Source organism: Streptomyces sp. NPDC020742, assembly GCF_040641675.1.
Lineage (GTDB): Bacteria > Actinomycetota > Actinomycetes > Streptomycetales > Streptomycetaceae > Streptomyces.
Genome location: NZ_JBFAEA010000029.1, coordinates 40,359 through 63,758 on the forward strand (window position 1 = coordinate 40,359; position 23,400 = coordinate 63,758).

Below are 23,400 nucleotides of genomic sequence, written 5' to 3' on the forward strand. Positions count from 1 at the left end.
GCGCCCGGGGCCGGGCGGTGCGTTCCGAAGGTGCGGGCCCAGGTGACGGCCCGGCTCGATGCCCCGCGGCGGCGAGGGCTCGAGCCGGGCCCCCGTCGGCCGAAAGCGCTAGCTGTTCTGTCCGGGGGCCCCGTCGGCCGGGTGGCCGCCGCCGTCACCGTCCTCGTCCCCGTTCGCGTTCCCGTTCTCGTTCCCGTTCTCGTCCTCCCCCCGGCACCAGGCGCGGTAGGCGGCCACCGCCGTGGGCAGGGTGGGAAAGATGCGGTCCTCGCCCACCGACCTGGCCAGGCCGTACGCCTCCAGTTGGTCGCGCAGGTCCTGTTTGACACGGGCCATGGCGAACTCGATGCCGCGTGCGGTCAGTTCCCGTCGCAGTGCGTCCAGGGCGTCCAGGGCGGTGATGTCCACCTCCACATTGGCCTCCGTGTTGAGGACGAACCACTTGACGGGGCCGGGCTGCTCGGCCACCGCGGCCAGCGCCCGGTGCCGGAAGTCCTCGGCGTTGGCGAAGAACAGCGGGGAGTCGTAGCGGTAGACCAGCAGCCCGGGGACGATCCGTGCCTGCGGGTAGTCGTCGACGTCGTGCATCCCGGCCAGGCCGGGCACCAGGCCCTGGACGGCGTCGTGCGGTCGCGCCACCCTGCTCAGCAGCTCGACCACCGACAGGACCACGGCCACCAGCACCCCGTAGAGGATGTTCAGGGCGAGGACCCCGACCAGGCAGCCGAGGGCCAGCAGGAGTTCCCTGCGTCGGAAGGAGGCCAGCCGCCGGAAGCCCGCCAGGTCGACCATCCGTACGGCGGCGTAGACGACCAGTGCGCCCAGTACGGCCGTGGGGGTGCTGGAGAGCAGCGGGCTGAGGAAGAGCAGCACGGCCAGCACGGCCACGCCGGCGACCAGCGCATACCCCTGGGTGTGTCCGCCGGCCGACCGCGCGAGCGCGGTCCGGCTGGCGCTGCTGCTCACCGGGAACCCCTGCAGCGTGCCGGCACCGAGGTTCGCGGCGCCCAGGGCGAGGAGTTCCTGGTTCGGGTCCGGGCGCGGCCCGCTGCCGGCGGTGGCGAAGGCACGCGCGGTCAGGATGCAGTCGGTGTAGCCGACGAGCAGGACGCCGACCGCGGGAAGCAGCAGTGGGGGCAGGTCAGCCGCTGCCGGGAGGTGCGGGCCCGGCAGCCCGGCCGGGATCTGCCCGATCACCGGCAGGCCGCGGTCTTCCAGGTGGAACGCCGCCACCGCCGCCGTACCGAGCACGACGGCCAGCAGCGGGGCGGGGACGGCGCGGGAACGGCGGGCCGCCAGGAAGAGGAAGAGCAGGGTCACGGCGCTGAAGACCACCGTCACCGGATGCGCCTCCCCCAGGTGCTGGACGAAGGTCAACAGTTGCGGGAAGAAGTCGGAGCCCTCCGTGGGGACGCCGGTGAGCTTGGTCAGCTGGTCGACGATCATGATCAGCGCGACGCCGGCGAGGTAGCCGATCAGGATGGGGCGGGAGAGCAGATCGGCCACGAAGCCAAGCCGCGCGGCCCACGCCACCAGGCACATCAGGCCGACCGCCATGGCGAGCGCCGAGGCCAGGACGGCGTACCGCGCGGGGTCCCCCGCGGCGAGCGGCCCCACCACCGTGGCGGTCATCAGCGCGGTCGTCGATTCGGGACCGACCGACAGCAGGCGGGAGGAGCCGAGGACGGCGTACAGGGCGATGGCCGGCAGCATCGCCCACAGCCCCACGACCGGTGGCAGACCGGCGACGCTCGCGTACGCCATGACCTGCGGCACGAGGTAGGCCGCCACGGTGATCCCGGCCACCAGGTCGCCCCGCAGCCAGCCGCGCCGGTACCTGGTGAGGACGGTGAGACCCGGCGCACCGGGGAGGGGGAAGCGCCGGCTCACCCGCCACCCCTGGACCGGCGGGCCAGGAACTTGCCCAGCTCCCACACGAGCAGGAGCGCGACGGCGGCCAGCAGCGCCCAGCCGAACTGCCGCGCGTCGATCTCGGTCGTCCCGAGGATGCGGCGGAACCCGTCCATCTGGGTCACCAGCACCGCGAGCACGAACTGGGCCAGTGCCACCCAGTTCATCTGCCTGCTGTCGAACGTGGACGTCGTCAGTACCGATTCCGTCTCGCTGCGGCACTCGAACGCGGCCACGATCAGGCACAGCGCGAAGGCGGTGAACGCGATCGACTGACCGACCTCGGAGCTGCCGAAGCGGGCCTGCCCGAGCTTGATCAGCCCGAGCAGGACGACGGTGATCGCCAGTCCGCCGAGCCCGACCGTGACCAGCACGGGCCGGGTGAGCACCGACTCCCCCCGCGGGCGCGGCCGGCGCCGCATGAGCCCGGGGCTCTCCCGGTCGAAGCCGAGCGCGAAGCCGAAGGAGGCGTTGACCACGAAGTGGATCCACAGCACCTGCGGCGGGGTGAAGGGTTCACCGGCGGCGAGGTTGACAACGGTGGCCCCGAGGAAGGTCAGCACGAAGGTGACGAGCAGCAGGAGCACGAACCGGATGTACTTGGTGAGGTTGTCGAAGATCTTCCGGCCCTGCTCAACGGCGTAGACGAGGGTGGCGAAGTTGTCGTCGGAGAGGATCATCCGTCCGGCGTTCTTCGCCACGTCCGTGCCACTGCCCATGGCGATGCCGATGTCGGCGGCCTTGATGGCGGGTGCGTCGTTGACGCCGTCCCCGGTCATCGCCACCACCTGGCCCTGCTTCTTGAGGGTGTTGGCGAGCAGCACCTTGTGCTCCGGCGCGACCCGGCCCACCACGCCGATGCCGTCGATGCGGGCGAGCTGCTCTTCCTCGGTCATGGCGGCGAAATCGGCACCGAGGACGGCCTCGCCGGGGATGTCGAGCTGCCGGGCGATCGCCGCCCCGGTGGTGACGTCGTCCCCGGTCACCAGGCGGACCCGGATGTGCGCCGCGCGGGCGCCGGCCACGGCGGCCCTGGACTCCTCCCGGGGCGGATCGACCATGCCGACGAGACTGGTCATCCGCAACTCGGTGACGTACGCGAGCAGGTCGCCCTCCGGATCGAAGCCGGCCGGGTCCAGATCACGGGTGGCCGCGGCCATCACCCGATACCCCTCGCCGCCCATCCGCGTGCTCTGCGCCTGGGCCCGCCGGAGCAGTTCGGCGTCCCACGGGATGGTCCGGCCCGCCGCGAGTGCGGTGGCGGCCCGCGCCGCCACCGCCGGGGCCGCGCCTTTGACGAAGCACCGGACCACCTGCCGCCCGGACGCGTCGACCGTCGAGTTGAAGGTGGCCATCAGCTTGTAGTCCGGGTCGAACGGCAGCGTCGCGAGCCGGGGAAGGCCCTCTCTGGTGGCGTCGATGTCCAGCCCGGCCTTGTGCGCGAGCACCAGCAGCGCGCCCTCGGTGGGATCGCCCACCACCTCGCCGTGCACCAACTGCGCGTCGCTGGCCACCACATACGGAACGAGCGCGTCGTCGATGCCCGCGGAGGACCCCGCGGCGTGGTGGATCTTCCCCTCGAGCCCGTAGCCCGTGCCCGAGACGGTGTACCGGTCGGTGGGGCTCACCACTTCGACGGCGGTCATCTGATTCATCGTCAGAGTGCCGGTCTTGTCCGAGTTGATCGCCGAGGTGAACGCCAGGGTCTCGACCGACGGCAACTCCTTGACGATGGCGTTCCGCCGCGCCAGGTTGAGGCTGCCGACGGAGAGGATCGCCTGGGTCACGGTCGGCAGGGCCTCGGGGATGGCGGCGATGGCCAGCGAGACCGCGCTGACGAACAGGACGTCCCAGATCTGGCCCCGGCTGCGCCCCAGGACGAACATCACGATCATGGTCAGCCCCGCTGCCGCCGTGATCCACAGCGTCAGGGTGTTGAGTTCCTTGGTGAGCGGGGGTTCCTCCTTCTCGGTGGCCGCGAGCATCCCCGAGATCCTGCCGAACTCGGTGCCGGCGCCGGTCCCGGTGACGACGAGTACACCGCTGCCGTGCGTGACCGGTGTGTTCATGAAGGCCATATTGGTCTGGTCGCCGGGAGCGGGCCGGCCGTCCGGCAGCGTGCCGGCGTCCTTCGCTGCGGGCACGCTCTCGCCGGTGAGTGCCGACTCGTCGATCTGCAGGGCGTTGGCCTCGATGAGGCGTCCGTCCGCCGGTACGTGGTTCCCGGCGGCGAGCAGCACGATGTCGCCGACGACGAGCTGTTCGGCGGGGATCTCCGACTCGGTCCCGTCCCTGCGCACCCGCGCCGTCGCCTTCATCATCGACTTCAGCGCGTTCATCGCGCTCTCGGCCTTGCCCTCCTGGCGCAGGCCCACGACCGCGTTCAGCAGGGTCAGCACGATCAGCACTATGGCGGTGCTCCACTCGTTGATGAGCAGCGAGACGACCGCCGCGGCCACCAGGACGATCTGCATGTAGCTGCGGTACTGCGCGAGGAACCGGCGCCAGACCGGAACCCGCTTCTCCTCGGGCAGCGCGTTCGGGCCCCGGGCGGACAGGAGTGCGGCGGCCCGCGCCGCGGAGAGGCCGACCGCCGGATCCACCTCGAGCGCCGCAACGACCTCCTGGGGAGCGCGCGCGTACCAGCCGTCCTCCGGGGCCCGGGGCGGCTCGCCCCTGGGGCCCGACTGCACCGTCATCGTCGTGCCTCCGATCAGGGCCTACCCGCCGACCCGCCGTTCCGCCGGGTCCTAGCCGCGTCTCTTCTTCGTCTGCCGCCCGGCGTCGGACGCGTGTCGGCCTCCCGCCGGCGGGGCGCTCCCACCGGCGGCCCGGGCGGTCGCCGAGTGGCGGGAGTGACGGGTATGACGGGAGGCATACGGATCGGCCGATGCCCCCGCGGGGGCCTCCTGCTCCAGCTCCCGCCGGGCGGTGAGCAGCTCACTCCTGGCCTGCTCCCCCACGTCGGGGTACTGGGGATCGATGTCCATCAGGGTGTGCGCGAGCACCGCGGCCGCACAGATCCGCGCGAACCACTTCCGGTCTGCCGGCACGACGTACCAGGGCGCCCACTTCGTGCTGGTGGCCGACAGCATCTCGGAGAACGCCCGCTGGTAGTCGTCCCACCAGCGCCGCTCCCGGATGTCGGCCACGGAGAACTTCCAGTTCTTCTCCGGCAGGTCGATCCGTTTCAGGAAGCGGGTGCGCTGCTCCTCCTTGGACAGGTTCAGGAAGACCTTCACCACCTTGAACCCGTTGTCCGTGAGGTGGCGCTCCCAATTGTTGATCTCCCGGTAGCGCCGGTCCCATACGTCCGGCCCGCGCGCGTCGTCCGGAAGCTGCTGCCGGACCAGGTTCTCGGGGTGCACCCGCACGACGAGCACCTCCTCGTAGTGCGAGCGGTTGAAGATGGCGATCTCTCCGCGTGCGGGCAGTTGGCGAACGTAGCGCCACAGGTAGTCGTGGTCGAGTTCTTCGGCAGAGGGCACCTTGAAGCTGCTGACCCGCACCCCTTGGGGGTTGACCCCGCTCATGACGTGGCGGATCGTCCCGTCCTTGCCGCCGGCGTCCAGGGCCTGGAGACACAGCAGCACTCCGTAGGTGGACTGAGCGGCCAGCCGCTGCTGGTACTCGGCCAGCAGGGACACCCCGGTCCGCAGCAGCTCGACCCCTTCCCGCTTCTTCAGACCGGCCTTGTAGCGAGGGTCGAAGTCCCGGCCGAGATCCACCGTCGCCCCCGGCTTCACCCGCAGCGGCCCGATGAACTCCGCGATGCGTTCGGCTCTCTCGTCCGCCATCACCGATCAGCCTTCTCTCCGGTCACGGTGAGCGGGGCGCGTCCTGCTCCTCCGGCAGGGGCGGCCGCGGAAGCGCGCAGCGCCTGAGAGCGACTCCGTTCGTCCGAGAACGGCTCTGTTCGTCCGAGAGCAGCTCCGCTCGTGTCGTCTGGGAGCGGCTCTCTTCGCCCGAGAACGGCTCCGCTCGTGTCGTCTGGGAGCGGCTCTCTTCGCCCGAGAACGGCTCCGCTCCGTGCAGCCTTGGAGCGGCACCGTTGGTCCGAGAACGGCTCCGTCACGCCCATTGTCCGGCCGACCGGTCAAGATCGCTTCCCCGGCCGTTCCGGGACGTGCCCACGGGCCCACGGCCCGGGTGGCAGGACGGGTCAGCGGTCGAGTACCGGGAGGCCGGCCAGTCCGGTGTCGAGAAGGATGCGGTCGATGGTCTCGGGCAGGGAACTCTCGGCGTCGATGACGGTTTCCACACCGCCGGGCAGCAGGTCGAGTTCCCGGTACCAGTCGCGCAGTTGGGCCTCGCCGATGTGCGCCAGGTCGGGCTTGGTGGCGTGCCGGGCAAGGGTCTGCTCGAACGGCACATGGAGGTAGTAGCCGTGAGTGGGGCCGCGGTGGTCGGCGCGCAGCTGCCGGAGCATCTCGCCGTAGTGGTCGGCGTACAGGATGCCCTCCACCACGACGTGGAACCCGGAGTCGAGGGCATAGCGGGCCACGGTGTCGATCAGGCCGATGTTCGCCGCGCCGGGGCGGTCCCGCTCCCGCAGCACGATCCGGCGGAGGTTGTCCTGCCCGACGAGGGCCAGGCCGCGGCCGAATCGGTCACGGAGGCCGGCCGCGACCGACGACTTGCCCGACGCACTGTTTCCGCGCAGTACGACCAGCCGGGTCTCTTCGGTGCCCACCCTCACGGTCCCCATCACGGTTCCACGCTACCGACGGCCACTGACACTGACGGGTGCCGTCGGGGTGGTGTCCGGCTGCGGCGGCATCGTCCGGGGGCCGTGTGCCCCCGCGGCCGGGCTCCCGGCGGGGCTCCCGCCCCGTCTGCCGGGCCGGGTGAGCGGCCGGGGTCAGCGGCCTACGGGTCAGTGCCCGGCCGGGGCAGGGGGCGGACGGGGCAGGAGTCAGACGGGGCAGCGGTCGGACGGGTCAGCGGCCGTGCCCTGGCCGCCGCCAACAGCTCAGGACCGCATCCGTGGAGGTGAGGGTGGCGACCAGAGCGAGGGTGTGGCGGACCATCGCGGGGGTGTAGTCGGCCGGTACTCCGGCGATGGCGTCCGTGGGCACTACGGCGGTGTAGCCGAGGTTGACCGCGTCGAACACGGCATTGGGCACCGCCACGTTCGCCGACACCCCGGTGACGACCAGGGTCCGGCAGCCGACGTTGCGCAGCAGCGCGTCCACCTCGGTGCCGGCGATCGGCGAGAGCCCGTGCAGCCGCCGCACCACCAGGTCCCCCTCGGACACCGGAATCGGGTCGGCGACGCGTACCGCGGTGGATCCGGCGGTCTGCTGCACCGGCAGCCGCTCGGCGGCCCTGAACAGCCGGGCGTTCCGGCTGGCACCGCGGCCGTCGGGGCGGCGTTCGGCGACCGCGTGCACCACCTGGACACCGGCGTCGTGGGCGCCCGCCACCAGACGGGCGACGTTCGCCAGCGCCCCTGAGGAGCGGGCCACCGCGGCGAGTTCGGGCAGCGCGCTGTCGGGGCCGACGACGCCGCGCTGGCACTCGACGGTGAGCAGCACCGTCGAGGCCGGGTCGAGGTACTCGTCGAGCCGTACGGCGTCCGGTGCCATGGCGGGTCCTCTCCGGTGGTCCGATGCGGTCATGCGGGCGCGATGCGGTCGTGCGGGCGCGATGCGGTCGAGTGGCGCAGTGCGGCGATGCCGAGTCGCGATGCGGCCGTGAGATGCGGCGTGGCCATGGGGTCGTGCCATGGGGTCGTGCCATGGGGCGCGCGGCGATGGAGTGCATGGCGATGGAGTGCGTGGCGATGGGGTGTTCCGCTGCGATGCCTTTCGTCGTGTGGTGCATTGCGGCTTGCCCGGGGCCCCGGTGGCGCGGGCCGCCGCCGGGGCTCCTTCGAGGCGGGCGACGGTAGCGGGCATTGCGTCCACCGGGAAGAGCGTCCATGCTTTCTGACGCTCAGTCAGTTTCGAGTAGGGCCGGTACCGGACACGGGTGCAGCGGAGGCGAGGACCGATGGCCGACACACAGCGGCGCGGGCGCCGGATCATGATGACCGGGGGCGAGCTGGACGCGTTCCTCGCCGAGCAGCGGACCTGCCGGGTGGCGACGGTCGGCGGCGACGGCGCGCCGCACGTCGGGGCGCTGTGGTTCGCCTGGGACGGGACGGCGCTGTGGCTGTATTCGCTCACCCGCAGCAAGCGATGGGCCCAGCTGCGTAAGGACCCGCGGCTCGCGGTGCTCGTCGACGACGGCGACGCCTACGGCGAACTGCGCGGCGTGGAGCTCACCGGCCGCGCGGAGTTCGTCGGCGAGGCGCCGCGCACCGGGGAACCGTGCCCCGAACTGGACGCCCCGGAGCGACTGTTCGCGCAGAAGCACTTCGGGGCGGCCGCCCTGCCGCACGACGGACGGCACGCCTGGCTGCGGCTGCTCCCGGACACCGTCGTGTCGTGGGACTTCCGCAAGATCCCGGGGTGAGGGGGCCGGACCACGGTCGGTGACGACGGTGGGCGGTCGGCTTGTCGGTGGTCTCTGCGAGAGTGGTGGGAGTCAGCCGGTTCCGCGCCGGGCAGGGTGCGGAACGGGCCGGTCCGGCCACCTCGGGCCGGGCGCCGACGAGGACGAAGGAGATCCGGTGGACGTGCTCTTCCCCGCACTGCGCGAGGCTTCGCCCGCGCCCGCGCTGCGCTTCGGCGACCGCGCGCTGAGCTATCGCCAGCTGGCGGCGGTGGCGGGCGCGCTCGCCGAGCGGATCGCCGGCCGGGCCCGGATCGCGGTCTGGGCCACCCCGACGCTGGAGACCTCGGTCGGCGTGGTGGCCGCGCTGCTGGCCGGGGTGGCCGCCGTCCCCGTGAACCCGAAGATCGGCGCGAGCGAGCTGGCGCACATCGTGGCGGACAGCACACCCTCGCTCGTCCTGGCGGAACCGGGCGCCGAGCTGCCGGAACCGCTCGCGGCACTGCCCCGCATCGACGTCGAGGCCGCCGAGCCGCCCGAGGGGATCGTGCCGGCGCCGCTGCCGTACGAACCGGGCGAGGAGACCCCCGCCCTGATCGTCTACACCTCCGGCACGACCGGCCCGCCGAAGGGCGTCGTCCTCCCCCGCCGGGCCCTCGCGCACACCCTGGACGCCCTCCAGGATGCCTGGCAGTGGACCGCCGACGACGTCCTGGTGCACGGCCTGCCGCTGTTCCACGTCCACGGCCTGATCCTGGGCGTTCTCGGCCCGCTGCGACGCGGCGGACGGGTGCACCACCTCGGGCGCTTCAGCACCGACGCGGTCGCCCGGGAGCTGTCCGGGGAGGGCACCATGCTGTTCGGCGTCCCGACCATGTACCACCGGCTGGCCGCCGAGGCCGGCCGCGATCCGGTACTGGCCAAGGCGCTGGCCGGAGCCCGGTTGCTGGTGTCCGGTTCGGCCGCGCTACCGCTGACCGACCACGAGCGGATCGCCGCGGCCTGCGGGCGGCGGGTGGTCGAGCGCTACGGCATGACCGAGACGCTGATGATCACCAGTGTGCGGGCGGACGGCCCGGAGGCGGCGGGGACGGTCGGGGTGCCGCTGCCGGGGGTGTACGTCCGGCTGGTCGACGACGCGGGCCGGCCGCTGGAGGGGGACGACGGGGAGACGGTCGGGGAGATCCAGGTCCGCGGCCCGAACCTCTTCACCGAGTACCTCAACCGCCCCGACGCCACGGCCGCCGCCTTCGACGGCGGATGGTTCCGTACGGGCGACATGGCGGTCCGCGACCCGTCCGGCAACTACCGGATCGTCGGGCGCAAGGCCACCGACCTGATCAAGAGCGGCGGTTACAAGATCGGGGCCGGCGAAATCGAGAATGCGCTGCTGGCGCACCCCGGGGTCGCCGAGGCGGCGGTCACCGGTGTCCCCGACGAGGACCTCGGCGAGCGGATCGTCGCCTGGGTCGTGCGGGAGAGCGGCCCGGAGGCGGGTCCGGGGCCGTCCGCCCAGGAGCTCACCGACCACGTCGCCCGCCAGCTCGCGCCGCACAAGCGCCCGCGCACCGTGCACTTCCTGGAGGCGCTGCCGCGCAACGACATGGGCAAGGTCATGAAGCGAGAGCTCCATGCGTGACAGCGGCCCGCCCTGCACTCGCCTGACGGCACGTCAGGCACTGGCGGCGGTCACGGACTCCTACACCGAGCTCCCGGCCCCGCCGGAGCCGGCCGGTCCGCCCTCGGGGCCGAACGGTCCGCCCTCGGGGCCGAACGGTCCGCCCGAGGGGTCGGACGGTCCACTCGGCTGGCACGGCTATGACGACGCACGGGCACGGGCCCGCGCCCGCACCGGTGAGGACGAGTCGGTGGTGACGGCGCTGGCCGTGACCGGTGGTACGGAAATGATCGTGCTCTCCTTCGAGTTCCGCTATCTGGGCGGCTCCCTGGGCGTGCGCACCGGCGACCTGCTGGAGGCCGCCTGCGCCGAGGCCCGGAGGCGGCGGCTGCCGGTGGTCTCGCTGATCGCCACGGGCGGCAGCCGGATGCAGGAGGGGATGCGCGCGCTGTCCCAGCTCCAGCGGGTGGCTCGGCAGTCGGCGCTGAACCGCGCCGCGGGGCTGCCGCAGATCGCCGTACTACGGGATCCGACGACGGGCGGCGGCTGGGCCACGCTCGGCGCGGCCGCCGATGTGATCCTCGCGCTTCCGGGCGCCCAGATCGGCTTCGCCGGCTCCCGGGTCCGGCCGCCGGACGCCGACCCGTACGCCTACTCCGCCGCGGGGCAGTGGGAGTCCGGCCAGGTAGATGCCGTCGTGCCGCCGGACCGGCTGCGTGCGACGCTCCGGCGGTGGCTGCGGCTGCTGGAACCCCCGCGGGTGCCCGGTGGCCCGGGCGTCGCGCCGGCACCGCCGCCGGAGGCGCTCGGCTCCGCGGAACTACCGGACTCCGGCTGGGCGGCGGTACAGCGCGCCCGCGCGGCCGGGCGCCCGCGCGCGCAGGCCTATCTGCGGGCGTACTTCGACGAGTGGGAGGAGATCAGCGGCGACCGCTGCGGCGGCGTCGACCCCGGCATACGCTGCGGCTTCGGCCGCCGGGACGGCCGGACCGTCGCCTTCGCCGCCCAATGCGGCACGGCCACCCGCCCGGCGGGCTTCCGTACGGCCGCCCGGCTCGTCCGGCTCGCCGGCCGCCTGGGCACCCCGGTGCTCACTCTGGTGGACACCCCGGGCGCCGCCAACGACGCCGCGGCCGAGCGGGCCGGCGCGGGCGCGGCGATCGCGGACACCTTCGCGGCGCTGGCCACTGCCGAGGTACCGGTGACGTCCCTGCTCATCGGCGAGGGCGGTTCGGGCGGCGCGCTGGCACTGGCCGCACCGGGCCGGCTCTGGGCGACACCGGACAGCTACTTCTCGGTGATCGCCCCGGAACTCGCCACCGCCATCCTCAAACGGGACGAGGGACAGCTCCACCACACCGCCGGTCAACTCCGCATTCGGCCACAGGATTTGCTGGAACTGGGCGTCATCCGCGGCATCGTCCCGGTGGCTTGAGGGCACGTCTCAAGCCGGACGACCATGGGCTCGGGCGCTCCCGCGGCGGCCCGACCACCAAGCTGCTCCCGGCCGCCGAGCAGGGACAGAAGCCCATGTCCATCGTGGTCACAGCCGGACAGCGCGGCGACTCCCCGCAGTTCGAGCCCGTCCTGAACAAGGTCAGCGCGCCCCGCATGGGGCCGGGCAGGCCGCACACTCGGCCCGATCGCGTGCGCGCCGACAACCCGATCGCGTGCGCGCCGACAAGGCGTACGCCTCCCGGGAAAACCGCGCTCACCTGCGCAGACCTAGAATCCGCTGCACCATCCCCGACAAGGCCGACCAGGCCCGCAATCGGAAAAGCTCGGCTCCCGCGGCGGCCGTCCACCGAAGTTCGACCCGGAGGACTCCAAGGCCCGGCACGCCGTCGAGTACGGCATCAACCGGCTGAAGCGGCACCGGGCCGTCGCCACGCGATACGACGAACGTGCTGTTCGCTACGGAGCGACATTGCTGGTCGCCGCCGTCAACGAATGGCTGTGACCGGCACCCGACCACGTCTCAAGCCCACACCGCCCTGACCACGGCGTGGCCTGCTGTAGCCGCCTGCCCGTAGAACCCTTGAAGGCACCTGTGATGGTCGAGGAACTCCTGCCTGACCTGCGCCTCGTCCCAGCCGGACCAGACGAGCTTGGCACCGGCGACGTTCCACAGCTCGTCGAAAGAGACACTCGCGAGGAAGCCTGCGGCCTGTGACACCCCAGGCGGTTCCAGAATCCCCAGGGGCAGGTTGGAGGGGTCGGCATCGGCGCTGTGTGCCACGGGGCGCCCGCCGTAAATCGGCAGCTCCCAGGGCTTGACGGCATCCGCATCGAGGACATCGGCAGCGGCGTAGAGGTCATTGACGGCATGCCAGACCTTGTCGATCGAGACGGCGATGCCCGCTGCGTACTCGTCGGGGTGGTTGTCCCAAGCCTCGGACATGAACGCCGCAAGCCAGGTGTGGTCGTCCCGGATCTCGGATTCCGCGACGGCGCGCATGTGCATGTGCATGTGGATGCTCACAGCGACGAGTCCTCGATTTCGAGGCCCGCCTGTCGGGCCGAACGGACAGAACTTAGAGATCCCGCGGGTAGGGCGTCGCGAGCGCCGCGATACCGCCGCCCGGACCAGCGGAATCTCTTAGTGATCGAGCGATGATCGGTCATGGCGACGGACCCGCGAGGGCGGTTTTGCCGTCGGGGGGGGCTGAGTAGTGCCCCACGCAATCGGCCGAGAATTGACAGTTTGTTACTCGCTACCACTGGGTTCTCTGGTACGTCTGGCCGAAACGGTCGAAACCTGACAGGGCGCACATGCCCCACGCCTCCGAATTCCAGACCGAGACGTATTGCGTTAGAGCGCACCCCAACTCCTAGCTTCGGAAGCATGCGATACAGCAAACTCGGAACGACCGGACTGGAAGTCTCCGCCATCACCCTCGGCTGCATGAGCTTCGGCGAGCCGGACCGGGGCGGCGAGCCCTGGTCGCTGGGCGCGGACGCCAGCCGGGACATCATCAAGCAGGCCCTTGAGGGCGGCGTCAACTTCCTCGACACCGCCAATGGGTACAGCGCCGGAGGCAGCGAGGAGATCGTCGGCCAGGCGGTCAAGGACTTCACCCGGCGCGAGGAGGTCGTTCTCGCCACCAAGGTCTGGATGCGGATGCGCCCCGGCCCGAACGGCGCCGGGCTGTCCCGCAAGGCGATCTTCGCCGAGCTCGACGCCTCCCTGAAGCGACTGGGGACCGACTACATCGACCTGTACCAGATCCACCGCTGGGACTACGACACCCCGATCGAGGAAACCCTCGAGGCGCTGCACGACGCGGTCAAGTCCGGGAAGGTCCGCTACATCGGAGCCTCTTCCATGCACGCCTGGCAGTTCGCCAAGGCCCTGTACCTGGCTGACCTGAACGGCTGGACCCGGTTCGTGTCGATGCAGGACCACTACAACCTCATCCACCGAGAAGCAGAGCGGGAGATGCTCCCGCTCTGCGCCGACCAGGGCATCGGCGTGATCCCGTGGAGCCCACTGGCGCGGGGCAGGCTGACGCGGGCCCGGGACACCACCACGGCACGTGCCGGGACCGACGAAGGCGGCAAGATCCTCTACCGCGACGAGGACCAGGCAGTGGCCGAGCGCGTCCACGAGATCGCGGGCAAGCGGGGCCTGTCCCCGGCCCAGGTCGCCCTGGCCTGGGTCATGCGCAACCCGGCGGTGACCTCGCCCATCGTCGGGGTCACCAAGCCGGCCCAGCTGGCCGACGCGGTCGCCGCGGTGGACGTCGAACTCGACGAAGACGAGGCCGCCTACTTGGAGGAGCCCTACCAGCCGCACGAGGCCGCCTACCTGGAGGAATCCTTCTACAAGCCGCAGCCTGTGGCGGGCTCCCGGTAGTCTGGGCTACCGCCGGGCCTTCGACGAGTCCTTGGCCTCGGCCTTCACAGCCCTGTGGTCGGCCCGGCGGTGCTTGCGGGCGGTCGCGCGCAACTGCATGATCCGCGCGCTGCCCGCCAGCGCGGTGAGCAGGATGCCCGCCGCCGCGGCCAGCAGCAGGGCCACGCGCAGCGGAACGTGCCCGTGGGCACCGAAGTAGCTGACGTCCACCGACTGCTCCTGAGTTTGGTCAGTTGGTAAGAGATTTCGCGGGTAGGGGCGTCAGGCTGATGTGACGTGGGCACCGGGATCCGTTTTGACGTGGGACTCCTATGACATCTCTACATCTGAAATCGGAGCACCGGTGCCCGCCGTCGAAGCATGGGCGATCGAGCCCTTGTGGGTCCAGTTCGAGGCCCTCCTGCCACCGCATCTCGAGACACATCCGTGGGGCTGTCACAACCCACGGATCCCGGACCGGATCGTGTTCGACAAGCTCGTCGCGAAACTCGTCTTCGGCGGCTCGTACGCGAAGCCTGGACCAGCCAACGCTGGGACACACGGCCAGCCCGCCGACCATGACGCCTTGTCCTCTACCCGCGGAATCTCTTACTCGACGGCACTGACGGCGAGATGCCCGTCTCTCAACGCCGGGATGCCCGGCGCCGCCAGGACGGCCTCCGCCCGTCCCTCCAGACACCCCGGGGCCCGTCCACCCCGGCGGCCCGGGCTCAGCAGTCCTCGCGGTCCTCGATGCGCTCGCCGGCAGCACGCAGCGCGCCCACCGCGGCCCGGATCGAGGGCCTACGGTCCGCGTCCGCCCGCCAGATCGCATACACATGGCGGCGCATCGTACGGCGTACGGGCACCACGCTCACCCCCTCCGGCACCGGCCCGCGGCCGAGGCGGGGCGCCACCGCGACCCCCAATCCGGCTGCGATCAGGGCGAGTTGGGTGCCGTGCTCCTCCGCCATGTGCGCGATACGCGGCTCGATGCCCTTGCTGCGCAACGTGAACAGCAGCCACTCGCTGCAGAACTCCCCCTGCGGCCAGGAGATCCACTCGTCGTCCGCGAACTCCTCCAGCTCCACCGAACGCCGCCCGGCCAACGGGTGCGCCGACGGCATCGCCACATCGGCCGGATCGTCCAGCAGCGGTGCCTTGGCCAGCCCCTCGGGGAGCGACAGCGGCCGGTTGTACCAGTCCAGGACCACCGCCAGATCGATATCGCCGCGGACCACTCCGCGTACGGAGGCATCCGGCTCCATCTCCGTGAGCCCCGCGCGCAGTTGGGGGTGCTCGGCACGGAGGGCGGCCAGCGCGAGCGGGAAGAGGCCCCGTGCCGCAGTGGGGAAGGCCCCCATCCGCAGCTCGCCCACCGCCTGCCCACGGTGCGCCTCCAGTTCGGCCTGCGCCAGCTCGACCTGGGAGAGGATGCGCACCGCGTGGTCGGCGAGCAGCCGTCCGGCGTCGGTCAGTCGCACTCCGCGCCCGTTCTTCGCCAGCAGTTGCTGTCCGGTCTCCCGCTCCAGCTTGGCGATCTGCTGCGAGACGGCCGAGGTCGTCACATGCAGCCCGTCCGCGGCAGCGCTCACCGAGCCATGGCGGGCGACCGCACTCAGCGTCCGTAGGCGATCGAGGTTCAACATATAAGCAATGCTAATCGATACCCAGCACAAAAACTCGCTTGTGCTACGAAGTTGTACGCCGCATCGTAAACGTCATGAGCACCCCCACCGGCGCACCGTCGGCTGCCGCCCCTATGCGCCCCTCGCCGCCCGCCGATCCGCACCCCGCCGCCACCCGGTCCACCGGCACCCCGCGGACCACGGGCACCCCGCGAGCCACGGACGTCACCCCGATCACCCCGGCAGCCCCGGCAGCCCCGGCAGCCCCGGCAGCGGACGGTACCGCCGGCGGTCCGGTGCGCCGCCGCCTCGACTGGCGGCTGCGCTTCGCCACCCTCGCCCTGATCTGGGGCTTCAGCTTCCTCTTCATCAAGGTGGGCACCCAGGCCTTCGCCCCGCTGCAGGTCACGCTGGGTCGAGTGGTCTGCGGTGCGCTGGTGCTGCTGGGCATCCTCGCGATCAGGCGGGAGCGGCTGCCCCGCTCCGCCCGCACCTGGGGGCATCTGGCGGTTGCCGCGTTCTTCCTCAATGAGCTGCCGTTCTCCCTCTTCGCCTACTCCGAGCTGACCATCCCCTCCACGCTGGCCGGCATCTGCAACGCCACTTCCCCGCTGTGGGGGATGGCGCTGTCGGTCGTCGCACTCTCCGAGGACCGACCCACCCGGCGCCGGGTGGCCGGACTCGGCATGGGCTTCCTGGGCGTACTGACCGTGCTCGGCGCCTGGCAGGGCTTCACCGGTACGGACCCCACCGGCACCGTGATGGCGCTCGGCGCCTCCCTCAGCTACCCCGTCGGCTGGATCTACGTCCGGCGCACCCTGGCCGGCGCCGGCCACTCCCACCTCGCCATGTCCAGCACCCAGATGGTGCTGGCAGCCGCCCAACTGGCCGTGGTGACCCCGCTGTTCACCACCGCACCGTCCGCCTATCCGGTCATGCCGCTGCTCGCGGTCCTCGCGCTCGGCGCCCTGGGCACCGGCGTCGCCTTCCTCCTCCAGTACGGTCTGGTCGCCGAGGTCGGCCCCACCACGGCGCAGATGGTCACCTACTTCGTGCCCATGATCGCCACGGCCGCCGGCGTCGTCCTGCTCGGCGAGCGGCTGAGCTGGAACACCCCGGTCGGCGCCCTGATCATCCTGGTGGGCGCCGCCCTCACCCAGGGCCGGCCCCGCCCGTCCGCCACCCCACGGGCCACGCCCGCCGACTGACCGGCAGCCCCCGGCCCCGACCCACGCCACCCCTCGCACCCCCTACTCGTACCGCCGCGACTCCCCCGCCCCCGTGGCCGCCATGACCGCGTCGGCGACCGGCACGATGTCCTCGTCCGCAAGGCCGCTGACGGTGATGCGAATGCCGGGCGGGGAGTTGAGGCGGAAGCGCGCGCCCGGGGCCACCGCCCAGCCGGAGTGCAGCAGCCAGGCCACCGCACCGGTCTCGTCCGGTACCGGCACCCAGACGTTCATGCCACTGCGCCCCCGCGCGGGCACTCCACGCTCGCCCAGGGCGCGTATCAACGCGTCCCGGCGCCTCCCGTACGCTCCGGCCACCGCCGTCGGGTCCACCGCGGAGGTCCGCCACAGATGCAGCACCGTGTCCTGCAACAGATGGCTGACCCAGCCGGGCCCCAGGAGCTGTCTGCCGCGCACCCGGTCCACCGTCTCGGGGTCGCCGGTGAGCACAGCCAGCCGCAGATCCGGGCCGTAGGCCTTGGCCGTGGAACGCACCAGGGCCCAGCGGTCGGTGACGCCGGAGAGCGGGTGGAGCGGGAGGTCCACGATGCCGTGCCCGTGGTCGTCCTCGATCAGCAGGACGTCGGGGTGGTCGGCCAGCAACGCCCGGAGCCGGTCGGCCCGGGCGCGGCTGACCGCGGCGCCCGTGGGGTTCTGCGCCCGGTCGGTCACGACGACGGCGCGGGCACCACCGTGCAGGGCATGCGCCAACTCCTCGGGCAGCGGGCCTTCGTCGTCCACACCGACCGGCGCGGGGCGCAGGCCGAGGGCCGGTATGAGGTCGAGCAGGCTGCCCCACCCCGGGTCCTCCACCGCCACGGTGTCGCCGGGTCGCAGATGGACGGTGAGCACCCGCTCCATGGCGTCGAGCGAGCCGCTGGTGATCGCGACGGGGCCTTCGGTCACCCCGTCCGCGGCGAGGGCGGAGCGGGCGAATGCCGCCAGGTCCTCGTCGACAGTAGGCGTGCCGTAGAGCACCGGGCGTCGGACGCTGCGCGCCGCGGCCTCGGCCAGCGCCCGCTCCAGCGGAGGCAACAGGGTCGGGTCGGGGTTGCCGTCGGAGGCGTCCCGGACGCCCGCCGGCACGTCCACCCGCAGTGCCTCGCGTGCGGTGTTCGCCGGCCGGGGACGGACGCGGCTGCCGCGCCGGCCCGCGGTTTCGATCACCCCTCGGTCGCGGAGGGTGCGGTAGGCGGATGCGACCGTATTCGGATTCACCTCCAGATAGACCGCCAACTCCCTGAGTGGCGGCAGGACTTCGCCCGGTTGGAGCTCGCCCGCACCGATGGCTCGCTCGACGCTGGCGGCAATCTCCGATGCGCGCCGCCCTTCGATCCGATACTCTCCTAGCACAAACAATATTATGCACTAGTGCAATGGAGCTGGCAATGACCTCAGCCGAGTCGTACGAACCGACCGGGCGCACGACCCCCACCCGCGCCCGCGAGCGCGCCGCCTACGACCACGAGACGGTGCACGCCATCCTCGACGCGGGCCACCTCTGCCATCTGGGCTTCGTCCACGACGGGTCCCCGGTCGTGCTGCCGACGCTCTACGGCAGGGTCGGCGACCGTCTCTACCTGCACGGCTCGACGGGATCCCGCCCGCTGCGGATGGCCGGTTCGGCGCCGGACCCCGGCCTCCCGGTCTGCGTCACGGTCACCCATGTCGACGGCCTGGTCCTGGCCCGCTCCGCCTTCCACCACTCCATCAACTACCGCTCCGTCGTGGTGCACGGCACCGCTTACCAGGTCATCGACGAGGAGGAGAAGTCGGCCGCGCTGGACGCGCTGGTCGATCACGTCCTGCCCGGGCGCGCCGCGGACTCCCGCCCCGGCAACGCCAAGGAGCTGGCCGCCACCGCGGTGATCCGGCTCGACCTGCAGGAGGTCTCCGCCAAGATCCGCACCGGCGGCCCCGACGACGAGCCCGAAGACCTCACGTTGCCGTACTGGAGCGGCGTCCTGCCCGTGGCGCCGGTCTACGGTGCCCCCATCCCCTCCGACGACCTCGCGCCCGGCACCCCCGTGCCGGCCTACCTCACGGCCCGCTGAGGAACGCCGTGCTGATCCACCCCTGGGACGCCCCGGCCGACGACGCCGAGTGGCAACGCTGGCTCGCGGCACATGACTTCGGGCAGCTGGCGGCCAACGGCCCGCCCGGCGAACCACCGCTGGTGCAGCCGCTGCACTTCGCCTACGACCCCGAGCGCCGCGAGGCCGTGACCCATCTGGCCCGACCCCATCCGATCTGGAGTGCGCTGGCGGACCGCCCCACGGTGCTGCTCAGCGTGGTGGACGACTACACCTTCATCCCCGGCCCGTGGCAGGCCGCCGAGGACCAGCCGCCCGAGCACGGCGTGCCGACCAGCTTCTACGCCGCGGTCCAACTGGTCTGCACCGCACACGTGGTGGACGAGCCCGGGGCGAAGGCGGCGCTGCTGCAGCGGCAGGTGGGCCACTTCCAGCCGGAGGGCGGCTCGGCGCCGGTCGCCGCGGAGGCCGCCCCGTACGGCCGGCTGCTGTCCGGGATCCGTGGCCTGCGCCTCGAAGTGACGGAGGTCCACGCCAAGTTCAAGTACGGGGGCAAGCGCAGCGCGGCCGTCCAGCAGCGCGTCTCGGCGCACCTCGCCGAGCGCAACGGGCCCGGCGACGCGGCGGCCCGCGCCCATCAGCAGCGCCGGCTGACGGCGGCCACGGCCACCAGAACGCCCACGCTCTGAAGGCGGCGCACTCCGGAAACCGGCCACCCGGCGGGGCGCCCGCCGCACACATCGGAAACCGGCCACCCGCCACGGTGCCCGGCCGGCACACACCGGCCGGGCACCCCCCGTCAGCGGGCGTCGGCCCGTCAGCCCGTCACCGCAGCCGCGGACCGGGCGGCCGCGACCGCCCCGCGTGCCTCGGTCACCGCCAGGGCCGCAACGGCCGTCAGCAGCACACCGGTTCCGACGGCGGTTGCCGTCGTCAGCCGCTCCCCTAGGAACAGCACCGCGATCACCGCGGCCGACACCGGCTCGATCAGCGAGATCACGGACGCGGTCGCGGCACGGACCGCGGCCAATCCAGCGAAGTACAGCCCGTAGGCCAGCGCCGTCGGCACCGCCGCGATATAGGCCATCAGCCACAGGCTCCGGCCCAGACCGTGCGGCTGCGGCCACAGACCCTCCACGGCCGCGAGCGGCAGCAGGCACACCGCGCCGACCGCGAAGGCGCCGAGCGTGGCGGCGTACGGATCGTTGCCGCCGCCCCGGCCCAGCCGCCGGGTGGTCAGCGTCATGGCGGCGCATCCGGCCGCGGACAGCAGCGCCCAGCCGACGCCGTCGGGACGCACGGTCGCCGCACCGTCCCCGCCGAGAACCAGGACAGTCAGCCCGGCCAGGGCACCCGCAACGGCCAGGACACCGCCCACACCGAGCCGTTCGCCCATCATCACCCGCGCCCCGATGGCGATGAGGACGGGCGCCGCCCCCATGGTGACGACGGTGCCCACGGCCAGCCCGGTGGTGTCGACGGCGGCGAAGTAGGCGGCTTGGAAGACGGCGAGGGCGATGCCGGTCACGACGGTCCTGGCGAGGCGGCGGCGCAACGGCTCGTACGGGGCAGGAGTGGCACCGCGGCCGACGCGGCGGCGCAGCAGCGCACGGACGGCGAGCAGGAGCACCAGCCCGCCGGAGGTGCGCCAGAAGGTGAGCGCGAGCGGCCCGAGGCCGCTGCCCCGGTAGAGGAGGGCGGCGGCCGCCCCCGCGGTGCCCCAGGCGGTCGCGGCGACGGTCACGTACAGCAGCCCCCGGCCCACGGGCAGGGCGGAGGAGGGAGTGGCATGCATGAGTGAGGTGCTCCGGGTATCCGGCACGGCGCGGTGCGCCGCGGAGTGGTCGCGTGGGCCCGTGTGCAGGCAGCGACACTCGGCCCGGATCCTGTCCGGGCCGGAAGTCCTCGGAGGCCGCCGCCCGCGTTACGCGGCGGGAGGGGGCAGCACAGTCACATGCATGAACGCCACCCTATGCGGCGCACCTTCCGGCCGACAAGGCATCACCGCAGGTGGCCGGTGGTCGACGTCACCGCAGGTGGCCGGTGCTCCTGTCGGGCTCCGGGGACGCGGCCCCGCCGGTCGGTGCCGGCGCCACGCCCCCTCCGGCACCGGCCCCGGCTCCGGCTCCCGCTCCGGCCACCACCACCGTCTCCGTCGCCACCGGTTTGGCGGACTGGGCGATGAAGGCTCCCACCAGGACGACGGTGCCGCCCACGATCTGCGGTGCGGAGAGGTGCTCCCCCAGCAGCACCCAGGCAAGCAGCGTCGCGATGACCGCTTCAAGGCAGGCCACCACGCCGGCCACCTGGGGAGAGAGCCGGCGGATGGACACCACGCCGGTGAGGTAGGCGGTCACCGTCGCCACCAGCACGATCCATGCCAGCAGCACCGCGGCGGGCACCTCGACGCCGTTCATCTCGGCGCCGCCGGCCAGCACCGGCCAGTCCATGGTCCAGGGGCGGGCGATCAGAGTGAGGACGAGGGCGCCGATCAGCAGACCGTAGGCGATGACGCCGAGCGGATCGGTGGCTTCCTCGTCGTCGGTGCCCTGGTCGGAGAGGACGAAGTAGCCGACCTGACAGCAAGCCGCGCCGAGGGCGAGGGCCAGGCCGAGGGCGTCGAAGCTCAGCCCCGACCACACCTCCACCACGCAGGCCAGACCGCCGACGGCGAGCACCACGCCGACCGCGGCGGCACGGCTGACCGGCCGTTTCTGCACGAACCGGATCCAGCCCAGCAGCAGCGCGGGCGCGAGGTACTCGATGAGCAGCGCGACGCCGACCGGGATACGGGAGAGCGCGCCGAAGTAGCAGGCCTGTACGCCGGCGACGGCGAGCAGCCCGAACCCGGCGACCAGGGCCGGCCGGCGCCGCGGCAGCTCACGGTGGCGCCAGGCGAGGGGCAACATGACCAGCGCGGCGCCGACGACCCGCAGCCAGGTGACGTGCAGGGGTTCGAGACCGGCGGCTATCAGCGGCTTGGCGGCCACCCCCGAACCGCCGAAGGCCAGCGCGGACACCAGGGCGATCCCCAGCCCGGCGCCGCGCCCCCGCCGCGTCCCGCCGCGGTGGGGCGCCTGCCCGGCCGCCGCCGGCCGGTCCGCCGAGGGCCCTGGAATTGTCTGGTCCGAGCCGGTCGACGGACCCGGGCTCCCGGATGACGCGTGCATCGGGCCATCATGGCAGCCGCCGTCAGCAGCGTCACCCCGGAGATCCCTGTCCGTTCCCGGTCAGTCCTGGTCGGGGCGTTCCTCATCCAGTCGGGCCGCAAGCCGGGCCGTGTCCACCGCGGCCCACTGCAACACCTCGACGGCACGGCATTCGGCGTCGTCGACCAGTGCGGCGAGCAGGTCCAGGCAGCCGGCACGGGTGTCGTAGCGGGCGTGCGCACGGTCGAGAGCGCCGTCCAGGGCAGCGGCCGCAGCCGGTGACCAACCGGGGACACCATCGGTGACCACGGGGACCGCGCCGGAGTCCTCCACGGTGCCGTGCCATTGGAGCCCGTAGCCGATGCTGCGCTGCACGAGGTAGCCCAGCAGCCGGGCCACCTGGGGGCTGCCGTCGAAGGCCGCGCGTACCGCGGGGTCGGATTCCAGCAGGCCGTGCAGCAGGTGCGCGGTGTCCACCTGGTGGTCGCCGTCGCGGGTGGCCCGCCTGCGGGCGGCGGAGACCACCGACGCGAGACCGACGGTGAGCTGGGCGTCGAGGCCCTCGTGGGCGGAGCCGTCGCCACTGCTGTACGCAGTACGGTTTTGCACGGTTTCCACCCCACCAGCCCCTGGGCGGTGGAACATCCCCGCCGGGGAGCATTCGCGCATCCCACGTTGGTTGCGCACGGCACCGGGAGATCTCCTCCCTACGGAGGAGATCCAGCAAGGGGCACGCCGGGGGCCGTGGAATCCGATCGTCCGGAACTGCCGCCCAGAACTCCGCCCCCACACCGCCGTGGAGCCCTTACCCGCCGGGCGCCCGGCACACTCCTCCCGTGCGCCCGACCCCGGACAAAGCGGCCGGCACCCGACGGGCCCGACCACCCCGCGAACGGACACGCCCCCGGCTCTCCCCACCGGGCACCGACTAGCCCACCAGCGGCCGCCTCAGGATCGACCAATATCTGACGCATCATCAGAACGAGCCGTCGTGCCCCTTGAACCTTCACCCCGGCGCGGCTACGTTCCGCCGCACCAGCCAGGACCGTCACCGAAGGGGTGATCGCATGGCCGATGTCACCGCCCAGGCCCGCATCGAGGCTCCGGCCGACAAGGTCTGGGCCCGGCTCACGGACTTCACCGCGTACGGGGAGTGGAACACCACCCACACCGCCTTCCCCAAGGGCGGCCCGGAGACGCTGGAGACGGGCGCGGTCTACCAGGAGCAGATGAAGCTGATGGGCTTCCCCGCGGAGGTCACCTGGACCGTGCAGGAACTCGAACCGGGCCGACTACTGGCCCTCACGGGCGAGGGCCCGATGGGCGTCCACCTGGGGATGCGCTACTCCCTCACACCGGACGGCGGGGCAACGGAAGTACGGGCAGACAGCACGTTCACCGGCGCCGCCGTCTCCCTGATGGCCGGCAAGCTCAAGGACTCGGCGAGCGCCGCACTGAACGAGTCCCTGCGCAGGCTCGGCGACCTGAGCACCTGAGCCGCCCCACCCACCTGACCGCCCGCGCACCCCGACACCCCGACACCCGAGCACCCGAGCACC

Annotated in this window: 20 protein-coding genes and 1 pseudogene; 9 read left to right on the forward strand and 12 right to left on the reverse strand. The window is 72.4% G+C overall.

Annotation, left to right across the window (positions count from 1 at the left end):
* Window positions 1–108 precede the first annotated feature (108 nt).
* From sulP to AB0G84_RS31605, 5 genes are all read right to left on the reverse strand, one after another.
* A complete protein-coding gene (sulP, locus tag AB0G84_RS31585; protein ID WP_361328430.1) occupies window positions 109–1,890 on the reverse strand; it encodes a sulfate permease in 1,782 nt (593 codons plus the stop codon).
* Entirely contained in the window at window positions 1,887–4,610 is a 2,724-nt protein-coding gene (locus AB0G84_RS31590) for an HAD-IC family P-type ATPase (RefSeq protein ID WP_361328433.1), read from the reverse strand. The genes sulP and AB0G84_RS31590 overlap by 4 nt, the downstream gene beginning before the upstream one ends.
* Before the next feature lie 51 nt (window positions 4,611–4,661).
* Entirely contained in the window at window positions 4,662–5,708 is a 1,047-nt protein-coding gene (locus AB0G84_RS31595; protein ID WP_361328436.1) for a polyphosphate kinase 2 family protein, read from the reverse strand.
* Window positions 5,709–6,073: 365 nt separating this feature from the next.
* Window positions 6,074–6,619, reverse strand: a complete 546-nt coding sequence (locus AB0G84_RS31600) for an AAA family ATPase (RefSeq protein ID WP_361328439.1) — start codon at window positions 6,617–6,619, stop codon at window positions 6,074–6,076.
* A 232-nt stretch (window positions 6,620–6,851) separates the two neighbouring features.
* Complete coding sequence (locus AB0G84_RS31605; RefSeq protein ID WP_361328442.1) at window positions 6,852–7,499, reverse strand: cysteine hydrolase; 648 nt, start codon at window positions 7,497–7,499, stop codon at window positions 6,852–6,854.
* Between the two features lie 406 nt (window positions 7,500–7,905).
* On the opposite strand from AB0G84_RS31605, the gene AB0G84_RS31610 reads away from it, so the two are divergent.
* The 3 genes from AB0G84_RS31610 (at window position 7,906) to AB0G84_RS31620 (ending at window position 11,402) form a co-directional block, all read left to right on the forward strand.
* Window positions 7,906–8,370, forward strand: a complete 465-nt coding sequence (locus AB0G84_RS31610; protein WP_361328445.1) for a pyridoxamine 5'-phosphate oxidase family protein — start codon at window positions 7,906–7,908, stop codon at window positions 8,368–8,370.
* A gap of 157 nt (window positions 8,371–8,527) precedes the next feature.
* Window positions 8,528–9,988, forward strand: coding sequence for an acyl-CoA synthetase (locus AB0G84_RS31615; protein ID WP_361328448.1), 1,461 nt, complete (start codon window positions 8,528–8,530; stop codon window positions 9,986–9,988).
* Window positions 9,981–11,402, forward strand: coding sequence for a carboxyl transferase domain-containing protein (locus AB0G84_RS31620; protein WP_361328451.1), 1,422 nt, complete (start codon window positions 9,981–9,983; stop codon window positions 11,400–11,402). Before AB0G84_RS31615 ends, AB0G84_RS31620 begins: the two co-directional genes overlap by 8 nt.
* Window positions 11,403–11,945: 543 nt before the next feature.
* On the opposite strand, the gene AB0G84_RS31625 is transcribed toward AB0G84_RS31620, so the two are convergent.
* Window positions 11,946–12,449 carry a DUF1877 family protein gene (locus tag AB0G84_RS31625; protein WP_361328454.1) on the reverse strand — a complete coding sequence of 168 codons (504 nt, stop codon included), beginning with the start codon at window positions 12,447–12,449 and terminating at the stop codon, window positions 11,946–11,948.
* Window positions 12,450–12,812: 363 nt separating this feature from the next.
* Between AB0G84_RS31625 and AB0G84_RS31630 the strand changes: the two genes are divergently transcribed.
* A complete protein-coding gene (locus AB0G84_RS31630) occupies window positions 12,813–13,823 on the forward strand; it encodes an aldo/keto reductase (protein WP_361328457.1) in 1,011 nt (336 codons plus the stop codon).
* 6 nt (window positions 13,824–13,829) lie between these two features.
* Here AB0G84_RS31630 and AB0G84_RS31635 read toward each other — a convergent pair whose 3' ends face one another.
* Window positions 13,830–14,033, reverse strand: coding sequence for a lipopolysaccharide assembly protein LapA domain-containing protein (locus AB0G84_RS31635; protein WP_361328460.1), 204 nt, complete (start codon window positions 14,031–14,033; stop codon window positions 13,830–13,832).
* A gap of 133 nt (window positions 14,034–14,166) precedes the next feature.
* Here AB0G84_RS31635 and AB0G84_RS31640 point away from each other — a divergent pair.
* A pseudogene (locus AB0G84_RS31640) lies at window positions 14,167–14,331 on the forward strand (IS5/IS1182 family transposase); the annotation flags it as partial.
* Window positions 14,332–14,533: 202 nt separating this feature from the next.
* Here AB0G84_RS31640 and AB0G84_RS31645 read toward each other — a convergent pair.
* Window positions 14,534–15,451: a LysR family transcriptional regulator gene (locus AB0G84_RS31645; protein ID WP_361328462.1), complete on the reverse strand. Its 918-nt coding sequence runs from the start codon at window positions 15,449–15,451 to the stop codon at window positions 14,534–14,536.
* Window positions 15,452–15,525: 74 nt separating this feature from the next.
* Here AB0G84_RS31645 and AB0G84_RS31650 point away from each other — a divergent pair, with 74 nt between their 5' ends.
* The gene (locus tag AB0G84_RS31650) at window positions 15,526–16,638 is read left to right on the forward strand and encodes a DMT family transporter (protein WP_361328465.1); all 1,113 of its coding nucleotides are present in this window, start codon (window positions 15,526–15,528) and stop codon (window positions 16,636–16,638) included.
* A 42-nt stretch (window positions 16,639–16,680) separates the two neighbouring features.
* Here AB0G84_RS31650 and AB0G84_RS31655 read toward each other — a convergent pair whose 3' ends face one another.
* Entirely contained in the window at window positions 16,681–18,012 is a 1,332-nt protein-coding gene (locus tag AB0G84_RS31655) for an aminotransferase class I/II-fold pyridoxal phosphate-dependent enzyme (protein ID WP_361328468.1), read from the reverse strand.
* A 35-nt stretch (window positions 18,013–18,047) separates the two neighbouring features.
* On the opposite strand from AB0G84_RS31655, the gene AB0G84_RS31660 reads away from it, so the two are divergent.
* Complete coding sequence (locus tag AB0G84_RS31660) at window positions 18,048–18,713, forward strand: pyridoxamine 5'-phosphate oxidase family protein (RefSeq protein ID WP_361328471.1); 666 nt, start codon at window positions 18,048–18,050, stop codon at window positions 18,711–18,713.
* A gap of 8 nt (window positions 18,714–18,721) precedes the next feature.
* On the forward strand, window positions 18,722–19,381 hold the full coding sequence (locus tag AB0G84_RS31665) for an FMN-binding negative transcriptional regulator (protein ID WP_361328474.1): 660 nt from the start codon (window positions 18,722–18,724) through the stop codon (window positions 19,379–19,381).
* A gap of 128 nt (window positions 19,382–19,509) precedes the next feature.
* Here the strand turns inward: AB0G84_RS31665 and AB0G84_RS31670 are convergent, their stop codons facing one another.
* The 3 genes from AB0G84_RS31670 to AB0G84_RS31680 form a co-directional block, all read right to left on the reverse strand.
* On the reverse strand, window positions 19,510–20,487 hold the full coding sequence (locus AB0G84_RS31670) for an EamA family transporter (RefSeq protein ID WP_361328477.1): 978 nt from the start codon (window positions 20,485–20,487) through the stop codon (window positions 19,510–19,512).
* A 232-nt stretch (window positions 20,488–20,719) separates the two neighbouring features.
* Window positions 20,720–21,862, reverse strand: a complete 1,143-nt coding sequence (locus AB0G84_RS31675) for an EamA family transporter (RefSeq protein WP_361328480.1) — start codon at window positions 21,860–21,862, stop codon at window positions 20,720–20,722.
* A 60-nt stretch (window positions 21,863–21,922) separates the two neighbouring features.
* Entirely contained in the window at window positions 21,923–22,450 is a 528-nt protein-coding gene (locus AB0G84_RS31680) for a Clp protease N-terminal domain-containing protein (protein ID WP_361328483.1), read from the reverse strand.
* 458 nt (window positions 22,451–22,908) lie between these two features.
* On the opposite strand from AB0G84_RS31680, the gene AB0G84_RS31685 reads away from it, so the two are divergent.
* Entirely contained in the window at window positions 22,909–23,337 is a 429-nt protein-coding gene (locus tag AB0G84_RS31685; RefSeq protein ID WP_361328486.1) for an SRPBCC family protein, read from the forward strand.
* Window positions 23,338–23,400: the final 63 nt, after the last annotated feature.